11 protein-coding genes and 1 pseudogene are annotated in these 12829 nt (G+C 66.5%); 3 read left to right on the top strand and 9 right to left on the bottom strand.

Going from position 1 to position 12829, the window contains the following annotated elements; all coding sequences use genetic code 11:
- Window position 1: 1 nt before the first annotated feature.
- The 4 genes from ACWPN3_RS17275 to ACWPN3_RS17290 all read right to left on the bottom strand — a co-directional run bounded on the left by ACWPN3_RS17275 (window position 2) and on the right by ACWPN3_RS17290 (window position 3382).
- On the bottom strand, window positions 2–289 hold the full coding sequence (locus ACWPN3_RS17275) for a DUF1330 domain-containing protein (protein ID WP_109096623.1): 288 nt from the start codon (window positions 287–289) through the stop codon (window positions 2–4).
- A gap of 99 nt (window positions 290–388) precedes the next feature.
- Window positions 389–1783 (bottom strand): NAD(P)(+) transhydrogenase (Re/Si-specific) subunit beta, encoded by a 1395-nt coding sequence (locus tag ACWPN3_RS17280; RefSeq protein ID WP_492240610.1) that lies wholly within the window; start codon window positions 1781–1783, stop codon window positions 389–391.
- A 4-nt stretch (window positions 1784–1787) separates the two neighbouring features.
- On the bottom strand, window positions 1788–2207 hold the full coding sequence (locus ACWPN3_RS17285; protein WP_045582195.1) for an NAD(P) transhydrogenase subunit alpha part 2: 420 nt from the start codon (window positions 2205–2207) through the stop codon (window positions 1788–1790).
- A gap of 26 nt (window positions 2208–2233) precedes the next feature.
- The gene (locus ACWPN3_RS17290; protein ID WP_492240611.1) at window positions 2234–3382 is read right to left on the bottom strand and encodes a Re/Si-specific NAD(P)(+) transhydrogenase subunit alpha; all 1149 of its coding nucleotides are present in this window, start codon (window positions 3380–3382) and stop codon (window positions 2234–2236) included.
- Between the two features lie 385 nt (window positions 3383–3767).
- Between ACWPN3_RS17290 and ACWPN3_RS17295 the strand changes: the two genes are divergently transcribed.
- Window positions 3768–4016: a DUF2312 domain-containing protein gene (locus ACWPN3_RS17295; protein WP_012973951.1), complete on the top strand. Its 249-nt coding sequence runs from the start codon at window positions 3768–3770 to the stop codon at window positions 4014–4016.
- A gap of 52 nt (window positions 4017–4068) precedes the next feature.
- Here ACWPN3_RS17295 and ACWPN3_RS17300 read toward each other — a convergent pair whose 3' ends face one another.
- Window positions 4069–6306, bottom strand: a complete 2238-nt coding sequence (locus ACWPN3_RS17300) for an anthranilate synthase (RefSeq protein WP_492240612.1) — start codon at window positions 6304–6306, stop codon at window positions 4069–4071.
- A 290-nt stretch (window positions 6307–6596) separates the two neighbouring features.
- Entirely contained in the window at window positions 6597–7316 is a 720-nt protein-coding gene (gene phoU / locus ACWPN3_RS17305) for a phosphate signaling complex protein PhoU (protein WP_109452707.1), read from the bottom strand.
- Between the two features lie 188 nt (window positions 7317–7504).
- Here phoU and ACWPN3_RS17310 point away from each other — a divergent pair, with 188 nt between their 5' ends.
- Window positions 7505–8818, top strand: a complete 1314-nt coding sequence (locus tag ACWPN3_RS17310) for a pentapeptide repeat-containing protein (RefSeq protein WP_492240613.1) — start codon at window positions 7505–7507, stop codon at window positions 8816–8818.
- Window positions 8819–8917: 99 nt separating this feature from the next.
- On the opposite strand, the gene ACWPN3_RS17315 is transcribed toward ACWPN3_RS17310, so the two are convergent.
- Window positions 8918–9451 (bottom strand): MarR family winged helix-turn-helix transcriptional regulator, encoded by a 534-nt coding sequence (locus ACWPN3_RS17315; RefSeq protein ID WP_109446337.1) that lies wholly within the window; start codon window positions 9449–9451, stop codon window positions 8918–8920.
- 535 nt (window positions 9452–9986) lie between these two features.
- Here ACWPN3_RS17315 and aguB point away from each other — a divergent pair.
- Window positions 9987–10895: an N-carbamoylputrescine amidase gene (gene aguB / locus ACWPN3_RS17320; RefSeq protein WP_492240614.1), complete on the top strand. Its 909-nt coding sequence runs from the start codon at window positions 9987–9989 to the stop codon at window positions 10893–10895.
- A gap of 50 nt (window positions 10896–10945) precedes the next feature.
- Here aguB and ACWPN3_RS17325 read toward each other — a convergent pair whose 3' ends face one another.
- Together ACWPN3_RS17325 and ACWPN3_RS17330 are read right to left on the bottom strand one after the other, a co-directional pair.
- Window positions 10946–11542: a putative metalloprotease CJM1_0395 family protein gene (locus tag ACWPN3_RS17325; RefSeq protein WP_492240615.1), complete on the bottom strand. Its 597-nt coding sequence runs from the start codon at window positions 11540–11542 to the stop codon at window positions 10946–10948.
- Between the two features lie 89 nt (window positions 11543–11631).
- Window positions 11632–12749, bottom strand: a pseudogene (locus tag ACWPN3_RS17330) (histone deacetylase family protein).
- Between the last annotated feature and the right edge of the window lie 80 nt (window positions 12750–12829).

Genomic DNA, 12829 nt, shown 5'->3' on the forward strand with positions numbered 1-12829 from the left:
GTTACAGCCCCTCCACCACGATCATCTTGAAATCGGCGGCATCGCGCCGGGCCTCGCGGGCCTTGCGGTATTCCGGGCTGTCGTAAAAGGCCTTGGCAGCCGCCACGTCGGGGAATTCGAGGATGACGATGCGGTTGGGCTGCCACCCACCTTCCAGCACCGCCGTCTCGCCGCCACGGCTGAGGAAGCGTCCGCCGTTCTTGGCGATCGCGTCGGGGGTCAGCGACTTGTAGACCTCATAAGCGACCGGATCGGTCACACGCACGTCGGCGATGATGTAGGCGGTCATCGGTTCCACACCCTCATTGATGGTCTTTGAGCCCAAAAGGAACGGGCGCGGGAAGCCTCGCCTCCCGCGCCCGTTCCGGTCAACCGCTTGATGTGCCGGTCAGGCTTCCATCGCCTTCACCACCTCTTCGGTGACTTTCTTGGCGTCGCCGAACAGCATCATGGTGTTGGGGCGGAAGAACAGCTCGTTCTCGACACCGGCATAGCCGGCGGCCATGCCGCGCTTGATGAAGAACACCGTCTTGGCCTTCTCCACGTCCAGGATCGGCATGCCGTAGATCGGGCTGGTCGGATCGGTCTTGGCGGCCGGGTTGGTCACGTCGTTGGCGCCGATGACGAAGGCGACATCCGCCGTGCCGAAGTCACGGTTGATGTCCTCCAGCTCGAACACCTCGTCGTACGGCACGTTGGCCTCGGCCAGCAGCACGTTCATGTGACCGGGCATGCGGCCCGCCACCGGGTGGATGGCGTACTTCACGTCGACGCCCTCGTGCTTCAGCACATCGGCCATCTCGCGGAGCGCATGCTGGGCCTGGGCCACCGCCATGCCGTAGCCGGGGACGATGATGACCGACTGGGCGTTCTTCATGATGTAGGCGGCATCTTCGGCCGAGCCGGCCTTGACCGAACCCTGCGGGCCCTTGGCAGGACCGCCGGCCGCGGCACTCTCGCCGCCGAAGCCGCCGAGGATGACGTTGAAGATCGAGCGGTTCATGCCCTTGCACATGATGTAGGACAGGATCGCGCCCGAGGAACCGACCAGCGCGCCGGTGATGATCAGCAGGTTGTTCTGCAGCGTGAAGCCGATGCCGCAGGCCGCCCAGCCCGAATAGCTGTTCAGCATCGAGATGACCACCGGCATGTCGGCGCCACCGATCGGCAGGATCAGCAGGAAGCCCAGCGCCAGCGCCACGACGACGATCAGCCACATCGCGACATCGGCGTTCGACTGTACCAGCCAAATGATCAGGATGACGGTCAGCACGCCCAGCGCCGCATTGAGCGGGTGCTGCATCGGGAAGACCAGCGGCTTGCCGGTGACCAGCCCCTGGAGCTTGGCGAAGGCGACGATGGAGCCGGTGAAGGTGATCGCACCGACCGCGGTGCCGAGCGCCATCTCGATCAGCGAGCCCTTGGCGATGGCGCCGCGCAGGCCGATGCCGTAGGCCTCCGGCGAGTAGAAGGCGGCGAGCGCAACGAACACCGCGGCGAGGCCGACCAGCGAGTGGAAGGCGGCGACGAGCTGCGGCAGCGCCGTCATCTCGATCTTCTTGGCGACGACGTAACCGATGGCGCCGCCGATGGCGATGCCGAGCACGATCATCCAGTAGGACTGGACGATGGGCGAGGCCAGCGTGGTCAGGATGGCGATGGTCATGCCGACCATGCCGTAGATGTTGCCCTGGCGCGAGGTCTCCGGGCTGGAGAGCCCGCGCAGCGCCATGATGAAGCAGATGGAGGCGACGAGATAGAGAAGGGCGGACAAGGTTTCCATGGTCTTACTTGCCCTTCTTCTTGAACATGGAGAGCATGCGCTGGGTCACCAGGAAGCCGCCGAAGATATTGACGGACGCCAGGATGACGGCGAGGAATCCCAGGACCTTGGAGAAGCCGAAGCCGGCCGGGCCGGCGGCGACGAGCGCGCCGACGATGATGACCGACGACACGGCGTTGGTGACGGCCATCAGCGGCGAATGCAGGGCCGGGGTGACGCGCCAGACGACGTAGTAGCCGACGAAGCAGGCCAGCACGAGCACCGTCAGGCCGGTGACGAAGAAGCTGCCATGACCGCCGGCGGCCTCCGCGGCGGGCTGCGCCGCGTGCGCGACCTGGGCGGCCAGTTGGTCGGCCTGCTGGCCGAGCGCCGCGAGGTTCGCCTTCAGCTCGGCAATACGGGCGGACAGTTGGGTCTGATCCATTGCGGTAAGTCTCCTCGGGCGCCCGGTCAGCCGGCGAAGGCGGGGTGAACGACGGCGCCGTCGCGGGTCAGCGCGATGGCCTTGACGATCTCGTCGTCCCAGTTGACGACGATGCCAGTGTCCTTGCCGTGCAGCGACGTCAGCAGCGCCAGCAGGTTCTTGGCGTAGAGCAGCGACGCGCTCTCGGCGATGCGGCTGGCATAGTTGGCGTGGCCGACGATCTTCACGCCGTTGGCCGTGGTCACCACCTCGCCCAGCTTGGCGCCCTCGACGTTGCCGCCCTGCTCCACCGCCAGATCGACGATCACCGAGCCCGGCTTCATCGACGCCACATGCTCCGCCGTCACCAGGATCGGCGCCTTGCGGCCGGGGATCAGTGCTGTGGTGATGACGAGGTCCTGCTTCTTGATGTGCTCGGCGACCAGGGCTGCCTGCTGGCGCTTGTAGTCGTCGGACATCTCCTTGGCATAGCCGCCGGCGGTCTCGGCCTGCTTGAACTCGTCGTTCTCCACTGCGACGAAGCTGCCGCCCAGCGACTGAACCTGCTCCTTCACCGCCGGGCGCACGTCGGTGGCCGAGACGATGGCGCCGAGGCGCTTGGCGGTGGCGATGGCCTGGAGGCCGGCGACACCGACGCCCATGATGAAGGCTCTCGCCGGCGGCACGGTGCCGGCGGCGGTCATCATCATCGGAAAGGCGCGGCCATATTCCGAGGCGGCATCGACGACGGCCTTGTAGCCGGCGAGGTTGGCCTGGGAGGACAGCACGTCCATGACCTGGGCACGGGTGATGCGCGGCATGAACTCCATGGCGAAGGCGTTCACGCCGGCATCGGCGTAGGCCTTCACATGGTCGCGGCTGTTGTAGGGATTGAGGATGGCGAACAGCAGCGCGCCCTTGCGGATCAGCGCCAGTTCGTCCTCACCACCTTCCGCAGCGATCAGAGGGCGCTGGACCTTCAGCACGATGTCGGCATCGGCCAGCGCCGAAGCCTGGTCGGCGGCGATGACGGCCCCCGCCGCCTCAAAGGCTGCGTCGGTGATGCTGGAGCCGAGACCGGCCCCGCTCTCCACCACCACGTCCAGTCCCAACCCCTTCAGTTTCTTCACCGTTTCCGGTGAGGCGGCCACGCGAAGTTCGCCCGCACGTCGCTCCTTTGGAATGGCGACTTTCATTAGATAAAACTCCCCTGCCTCAAATACGCCGATCCCGGCATCCCCCATGGGTTATCGGCACAGACGACGCGCATACATGCCGGATCCATGTGACTTTGTGAAGCCGAACCCACCGATGGTAATACCAGCCTATTGGGTGCGCCGCAACAAAGGGAATGGCTGCGTAGGCCTATCGTACGATTGTTTCATCGGAACAGACAAATCAGCCACGGGCTGTTCAAATTCCGGCGACGCTTTCGCTTGTACGAAGGAATTGCCGCGACGCGATGACGCAGCCGTGCCCCTGCCGTGCACCGGCGCGGCACATCGCCGGCTTGCCATTCTCCCCGCCCGCCGATATTGTCCCGCCCCGTTCACGAACACCCCCATCGTTTGAGGTTTTGCCATGTCCGACGTCGGCGGCATCGCGGCGGATCGCCTGAAGTCCTTTGTCGAGCGCATCGAGCGTCTCGAAGAGGAAAAGCGCGGTCTGCAGGAAGACATCAAGGAAGTCTACGCCGAGGCGAAGGGCACCGGTTTCGACACCAAGATCATCCGGCAGATCATTCGCCTGCGGAAGATGGACAAGGCCGACCGCCAGGAGCAGGAAGCCATCCTCGAACTCTACAAGGAAGCGCTGGGCATGGTGGAGTGACGGGTTTCCGCCACTCGCCCAAGCCACAGGATTTACCGAAGCGGCGGCCCCATCAGGCCGCCGCTTCGCGTTCAAGCGCCTCGCCGGCACGCCCCGCCAACGTCCCCATGACGTTGGCGATCAACGCCAGACCGGCCCCGCCGCCAGCACCATCCAAAGTCAGGATCGATTCGGGGTGGAACTGCACGGCAGCCAGCGGCAGCGACCGGTGCTCGATCGCCATCACCGTCCCGTCCTCCGTCTCCGCCGTCACCCGCAGGTCCGGCGGCAGGCTGTCGCGCCGCGCCACCAGCGAATGATACCGGCCGGCCCGCATCCCCTGCGGCAGCCCGTCGAAGAGCCCGCTCCCCTGATGACGCAAGCTTGAAGCCTTGCCATGCATCGGCTCCGGCAGGCGGTCCAGCGTCGCACCGAAATGCTCGACCATGCCCTGCAGTCCCAGGCAGACGCCGAACACCGGCACACCGAGATCGAGCGCTGCCTGCACGCTGCCGCCGACATCGAAATCGGCCGGCCGCCCCGGTCCCGGCGACAGCACCAGCAGGTCGGGCGGATCGTTGCGCAGGGCGGCACGCGCGTGGGTGTGACGCAGCGTCGTGACGCTGGCGCCGGTCTGCCGGAAATAGTCGGCCAGCGTATGGACGAAGCTGTCGTCATGATCGACCAGCAGCACCCGCTTGCCCTCGCCACTCCCTTGCCCGCTCCACCGGACACCGCTCTCAACCACCGACAGCCGGGGGCCGGCACCGCGCACCGCGTCGAGGAAGGCCGACGCCTTCAGCCGGCACTCGGCGTCCTCGGCATCCGGATCGCTGTCGGACAGCAGGGTGGCGCCGGCGCGGACGAAGGCAACCCCGTCCTTCATGCGGATGGTGCGCAGGGTCAGCCCGGTGTCCATCCCGCCGTCGAAGCCGATGCGTCCGAACGCCCCGCCGTACCAGCGGCGCGGCGAATGTTCGGTATCCTCCAGGAACTGCATGGCCCAGCGCTTGGGCGCACCGGTCACCGTCACCGCCCAGGTGTGGGTGAGGAAGGCATCCAGCGCGTCGAAACCCTCGCGCAGCCGCCCTTCCACATGATCGACGGTGTGGATCAGGCGGGAATACAGCTCGATCATCCGCCGGCCGATCACGCGGACGGAGCCGGGTTCGCACACCCGCGCCTTGTCGTTGCGGTCGACGTCGGTGCACATGGTCAGCTCCGCCGCATCCTTGGCCGAGTTCAGCAGCGTCAGGATCTGCGTCGCGTCGGTCAGCGCATTGCTTCCGCGTGCCACAGTGCCGGAGATCGGACAGGTCTCCACCCGCCCCTGGCCGACACGCACATACATTTCCGGGCTGGCGGCGACCAGGAACTCGCCGTCGCCGAGGTTAATCAACGCCTCGTAGGGGGCGGGGTTGGCAGTGCGCAGACGGCGGAAGATCGTGGCGGGGCTGTCGGCGCAGGGTTCGGCGAAGGTCTGGCCGGGGACCACCTCGAACAGGTCGCCGAGGTTGAAGGCCTCCTTGGCCGCCCGCACCACCTGCTGGTACTCGCCGGGGGCATGGTCGCACTCCGCGGCGGCGTTGGTGTCGGGTCGGTAGCCATGGGCCCTCCCGCCACCCGCGACACCCTCAGTCGAGACGCCGTCCACCACGAACTCGTAGGCGAAGCGGCGCGCCACCCCGGCGGCATGGTCGACCACCAGCAGCCGGTCGGGCAGATACAGCACAAGGTCGCGCTGGTCGTCCGGCCGTACCAGCCGGCGGCGGATCGGCTCGAACTGGAAAGCGAGATCGTAGCCGAAGGCACCATAAAGCCCCAGGAACGGCTCGTCCGGGCAGGCGAACAGTGCCATCAGCGCCCGCAGCACGCTGAAAACGGAAGGCTGGCGACTGCGCTCCTCCTCGGCAAAGACCCCGGCCGGACGGCGCACCAGGGCGGTGACCCGGCCGGCAGTGATCTCCAGCCCGACGAGCGCCTCATGCCCGTCCAACGCCCCGGCCACGGCCGGCAGCAGCAGGCGCCCACGCGGATTCAACGCATCGATGCGCACGGTCCGGCCGCGGGCGGTCACCGACAGCGGCGGATCGACGAAGCCCAGCGCCTGGCGCCGGTAGCGGCCGGGCGCCTCCACCCCGCCGGACAGCAGCAGCCCGCGCCGCTCGTCGAGCGCAGTGACCAGCGCATCGACCGCCTCGGCCGGCACCACCGGCTCGGCGGTGCGGTGCAGGCCGAGGCCACCACCGGTCGTGGCCGCGAACGGATCGAGGAAGGCAGGATCGGCAAGGAACAGGTGGGACGGGATCATGACGGCGGTGCTCCGGTTCGGGCGTCTTTTCGGTGACGCCACCCGGTGCTTCCGCCTGCCTGTCCGTTCTTCCGCTGGGCGACCCGCTGTGACGGGTCAGGAAAAAAGGCCGCTCCGGATGCACCGGGCGGCCTTTTGTTTTCAATCCACGCTCACGCGCGTCGCCAGGCCGGCCCGTTGGAGACGGGCCACCACCAATGCTGCGACAGGAGGGGCGAGGACATGTTCATGACCGCAACCGCAACACAGGGCGGGCTGCCTGTCAAGTGCTCCCTTTCAAGCGTTCCCTGTCACACCCGATCCTGCGGCGGGGCGACGGCGTAGCTGCTGAGGTCCTCCTTGCGGCGCTCGTCCGACGGCAGACGGCCCTTGACCAGGAAGCTGATGTTCTCCGCCACGTTGGTGGCATGGTCGCCGATGCGCTCGATCGACTTGGCGGCGAACAGCAGGTGGGTGCAGCCGGTGATCTGCGCCGGCGTCTCCATCATGTAGGTCAGGAACTCGCGGAACAGCGCGGTGTAGGCGGCGTCCACCTCCCCGTCGCGGTCACGGACGGAGGTGGCAAGCTCCGGATTCTGTTCGGTATAGGCGCGGCGCATGTCGCCGATCATCGCCTGCACCATCCGCCCCATGCGGACCAGCGAGGCAACCGGCGGAGCCACCGGCAGGGTCGACAGCGTGACCGCGCGCTTGGCGACCGAGCCGGCGAAATCGCCCATGCGCTCAAGGTTGGAGGCGATCTTCAAAGCGGCGACGATCTCGCGCAGATCCTTCGCCATCGGCTGGCGGAGGGCCAGCAGACGGACGGTCATCGCCTCCACCTCCGCCTCCAGCCGGTCGATCTCGGCGTCGCCTTTCAGCACTTCGCCGGCGATATCGGCATCGGGGCCGGCCAGCGAATCGAGCGCCAGCCCGACCTGCCGCTCCACCAGTATGCCCATGCGGTCGATGGCGCTGCGCAGCGCCGCCAGTTCGGTATCGAAAGCAGCAAGCGTGTGTCCACCCGACATAATCCCCAACTCCTTGTTCTCACTTGGCTGCGACCGGCGTTTCCGCGCCCGGCGCCCCGCAGATGGGGCCTGACGCCGTCGACGCCAAGCCACCGCAGCACTGGAAGCGGCATTAACCTTTGGCATAGATTATTTCGGAACACTGGTCTATCGATGGACCACGCAACCATGCAGACCGGACAGGATCGATGACACCGCACGAGTTGGTTGCCGTGCTGGAAAAGCACGAGCGCTGGCTGAAGAGCAAGTCGGGCGGTTCGCGCGCCAACCTGACCATGGCGAACATGGAAGGGTCGAACCTGTCCGGGGTCAATCTGGCCCAGGGCAAGCTGTCCGGCGCCAACCTGTCCCATTGCGACCTGTCGAACGCCAATCTCAGCACCGCCGACCTGTTCGCCGCGCACCTGACGAAGGCCGACCTGTCGGGCTGCAACCTCTATCGCGCCGACCTGCGCGGCGCCCATATGCGTGGTGCCAAGCTGAAGCGCGCGATCCTCAAGGAGGCCGACCTGCGCGGCGGCGCCCTGCTGTATGGCGGACATGGCGGCAAGAATGGCAAGGGGCTCGATTTCGTCCGCTCCGACCTGTCGGGCACGGATTTCGACGATGCGTCCCTGAACAACGCCAACCTGTCGGGCGCCGACCTGACCGACGTGTCGATGAATGGCGCCGATTGCGAGGGTGCGCTGCTGACCGGCGCCACGCTGATGCGCGCCAGCATGAAAAGCTGCAATCTCGCCCGCGCCGACCTGCGCGGCAGCAACCTGTCGGGCGTGAATTTGCAGGGAGCGGTGCTGCGCGACGCCAACCTGACCGGCGCCATGCTGGCCGGAGCCAACCTGCGCAACGCCGACCTCCAGGGGGCGAAGCTGGAGGGTGCCGATCTGGCCGGAGCCGACACCACCGGCGCCAATCTGGCGCGGTCGGCCGATAATTTCTCGGTCCAGATCCAGCAAGCGCTGCACAGCCATTACACCTGGATCAACACCAATGGGACAATGGGCGCCAGGGCCGACCTGACCGCTGCCGACCTCAGCCACATCGACCTGACGGGGGTCAACCTGTCGGGCGCCAATCTGAAGCGGGCCAATCTCAGCGGCGCCAAGATGCGCGAGGCGCTGCTGATCATGTGCGACATCTCCGAAGCGGTGCTGGACGGCGCCGATTTCAGCGGAGCGATCCTGGACGGCGCCAATCTGCGCGGCGCCAACATGACCGGGATCCGGCTGGACGGGGCAGGAGTCGGCTGGGTCGATATAAAGGGACCGGATGGCCAGCCGACCGGTCGCCTGTGGGCGGCGAACCTGACCGGTGCAAAGCTGACCGGCAGTTCCTGCGTCCGTACCAATCTGCGCGGGGCCAATCTGTCCGACTGCGATTTCAGCAACGCCAACCTGACCGGGGCGATCCTGAGCGACGCCAACATCCGCGACGCGAAATTCACCGGTGCCAACCTGACGGGTGCCAGCCTGCCGCCGCCACCGGACCCGGACGACGATTGACCCGAGAGGCGGCTGATCGAAAGGACGGCCGCTCCGGGCAGGTGTTCCGAGATCGACTGAAACGGGACGGAGGGAGCGGAGGTCCGAAGCGGCCGAGCGCTACCTCTCGTCCCGTCCGCCGCCGTCTTCGCCGTCACGGGCAGCCGCACAGGCGGCGTTGAGGTTGGCGCCGACACGGCGCAGAACCTCCAGAGTCAGGTCCAGATCTGCCGGCGCAATGCCGTCGATGGCGATCTGGGCGATCTCCGACGCGCTGGGCATCATGGTCTGACGCAGGGCCCGGCCCTTGTCGGTCAGAAAGACGTTCATCTTGCGGCGGTCATGGCTGTTGCGCACGCGCTGAACCAGCCCCTGGCTCTCCATCACGTTGACCGCGGTGACCGTGGTCGGCTCCATCATGCCCACGCGGTGACTTAGCTCCCGCTGGGTCAATCCGTCCTCTTCCCACAGGGCACGCAGAAAGAACCATTGCCCCATGCTGACCCCCGACCGCGCGATGCGTGTCTGGAGGGCGCGGGCGAAGGCGCGATTCACGTCCCGGACGACGAACGATAAAGCACCGTCGGCCGAACCGGCCGCGTCTTCCGACTCGCCGGGGCGTTCCGACTCCCACCCCTTGACAGACGCCTCCATACCGACAATCTCTCTGCCGTCGTTCCCGTGCCCACAGCCACCCCAGCCCGCCGGCTGCATTGGACGGACAGCCGCCTGTCGAGGCGACGCCGCCGCAGTGCATCCACCGGGTCCATGCCTGTCTGGTAACACCACCTTGACACGAGTGGGCATGGCTGCGTCATCCAATCATAACGTGTTGTGTGCAAAGCGCAAATCAATTGCGCAGCCACCTGTCACCGGCATGCAATGATATGTCGGTTTTGGTCATCCAAATCACCGGCGGAGTAAGCAGAACACATTCACCGACTCTTCGCATGGCCGACTTGTGTCACGTCCATCTTTTTGGTGCCGTCGGTAGACACCATATCCGCATATGATGATCGATATGATCATTGCCAATTGGATCGTTTTTATTTGGCAATTCGTACAGCACCAGAGCGTTAAATGAATATTTCGCTAAATTGTTGATAATTTCCTTCCGACCACTTGCAACTGCCGCGACCTTTGGTCACACAAGCCCCGAACCGCCCGTTACAGGAGCCGTGAGCCCGCAATGACCGCTTCGCCAACCGCCCCTTCGTCCCGTACCGTCACCGTCGCCGCCACCCAGATGGCCTGCAGCTGGGACCGTGCCGCCAACGTCGATGGCGTCGAATCGCTGATTCGCGAGGCTGCCGCCATGGGCGCGCAGATCATCCTGCCGCAGGAGCTGTTCGAGACCCCCTATTTCTGCAAGGACCAGAAGCAATCGTTGTTCGAACTGGCTGCGCCGGCCGACGGTCACCCGGTGATCGAACGGATGCAAGCCCTTGCGCGGGAGCTGTCGGTGGTCATCCCCATCAGCTTCTTCGAGAGGGCCCGCAACGCCTATTACAACTCGATGGCCATGGTCGATGCCGACGGCAGCCTGCTGGGCATCTATCGCAAGTCCCACATTCCCGACGGTCCCGGCTATCAGGAAAAGTTCTATTTCAGCCCCGGCGACAGCGGCATCCAGGTGTTCAAGACCCGCTACGCCACGGTCGGCTGCGCCATCTGCTGGGACCAATGGTTCCCGGAGACGGCGCGTGTCATGGCGCTGAAAGGGGCGGAGATCCTGCTCTACCCCACCGCCATCGGATCGGAACCGCAGGACTCCTCCATCGACAGCCAGGGCCATTGGACCAGGGTGATGCAGGGCCATGCCGGCGCCAACCTGATGCCGCTCGTGGCCTCCAACCGAGTTGGGGTTGAGCAGGGGGAAAGCTGCGCGCTGACCTTCTATGGCTCGTCCTTCATCGCTGGCCCGCAGGGGGAGATCGTGGCGCAGGCCGACCGCGAGAGCCGGACGGTCCTGACCGCCAGCTTCGACCTCGACCGCATCGCGGCGCAGCGTGCCTCCTGGGGCGTCTTCCGCGACCGCCGGCCAGAGCTGTATGGCGCCCTGCTGACGCTGGACGGCGAAACGAACCCGCGTCGCTGACCGGTCGAGAGGGGAGCTGACACTGGCGACCGGCACCGGCCGCAGCGGCGTCAGACCGTCAGCCCCCTCGCCGTTCCCGAATTGCGTCCGGCATTGCCGAGCCCCTGTACCGCGCCATAGGCGGCGGCAGCGCGTGCGGATGCCGTATCGCCACCTTGCTGGCGCTGTTCCGATTGGGCTTGCAGCTTCGCCGCATCGGCCTGTGCAGCGACTCGCAAATCCTGAGGCGAGGGATCGGCCGGAGCGAGCGCCGCGGCCTTGACCTGCTCCATCTTGGCGACGGTGGCCGCCGGTTCCGATTCGGCGCTGACATCGATCGGCACCTCGCCCGCGGTGGCGTAGTTCTTGCCGTCCGGACCGCGGGTGAAGGTGAAGGAGGCGCCGCCGGCATGGGCACCGCCTGCCGCCTGATGCGCCGCCTCATGCTGGCGGACGCTGGTGTCGGCCTGCTTGAGTTTCTGGACCTGCTGCCGGGCTGCGTCGGACAGGGTGACGCTGTCGGCGGAGCCGCTCTCGCCATCCTGAGTGCCGGATGCTTGAGCACCGGATGCGCCCTTCCCATCCCGCCGCAGCGGTACGCTGCGCGGGGTGGAATAGGGTCCGATCGACGGGCTGGAGATGGAAAGGTCGGCAGCCACCGCCCGCATCCTCACTCAGATGCCGAACTTCCCATCAATTTAGGACGATTCGTCCGCACCGGCAACGGTATGACCATCCCCGCAGCCGTCCCGCTGCCTCAGTTCTGCTCGAAGCCGGTCAGGACATTGGCGACATTGACGCCCAGATCGTCGACGGCATAGCCGCCTTCCAGCACGAACAGGGTCGGCAGGCCGATTCCGGCGATGGCGGCGCCCATGCGCAGGAAATCCTCCGACAACAGGCGGAAGCGGGAAATCGGGTCGCCGCCATAGGTGTCCGCACCCAGCGACAGCACCAGCGCGTCGGCGCCGAACTCGCGGATGCATGCCGCCGCGACGGCCAGCGCCTGGGCGTAGCCGTTCCAGTCGGTCCCCCAGGGCAGCGTCAGGTTCAGGTTGGCACCTTCCCCGGCGCCTGCCCCGGTCTCATCGGCATGACCGCAGAAATAGGGGAACTCGTCGGCCGGATCGGCATGGATCGACAAGAACAGCACATCGCCGCGCTCCCAGAAGATCTCCTGGGTGCCGTTGCCATGGTGATAATCGACGTCCAGCACCGCCACGCGCGCAGCCCCGCCGTCACGCAGGGATTGCGCCGCGATGGCCGCGTTGTTCAGGAAGCAATAGCCGCCGTAGAAGGCGTGGCCGGCATGGTGGCCGGGGGACGGCACAGCGCAAAGGCGCTGCGGTCACCGGCCCGCAGCCGGTCGGCGCCTGTCAGTGCGCTGTCGGCTGCGGATGTCGCGGCCCGCCACGTGCCCGCGGTGATCGGCGTCCCCGCATCGAAAGAGTAGAAGCCGAGCCGCCCGTCGATGGACCGGGGCACCCGCCGCCGCGACATTCCCGGCGCCACCCAGTTCAGCGGCAGCGCGTCGATGTCGGCACCATGCTCCGCCACCCAATCGTCCCAGGCGGTCCGGAGAAAGCCGAGGTAGCCGGCGTCATGCACCCGTTCCAGCGGGTCGATGCCGTGACGGGTGGGCTCCACGACCGGCCCCAGCCCGACCGCCTCAATCCGCGCCCGGACGATGTCGGCACGCGCGGGCTTCTCGTAACAGGGAACGAGTTGGCCGTCGTTGAGTTCGGACCGGCCGGCCTGCAGCCGGTGCTCTTCGCTGTGGATGACGATCACGCCGTTGACTTTCTTGACTGTTTCGCCGCCCCGGAAAGGTTCGGACCGGCGGAAGGCGGCCTCATCATAGCGCCGCCCCGCCATCCATGGATGCCACCCTTTTGCATGGCGCCCCGGACGCAGGCCATTGCCATTCGGCCTATTGCACGCGATAGTGTTCAGCG

Source organism: Azospirillum sp. UENF 111221 (genome assembly GCF_058780625.1).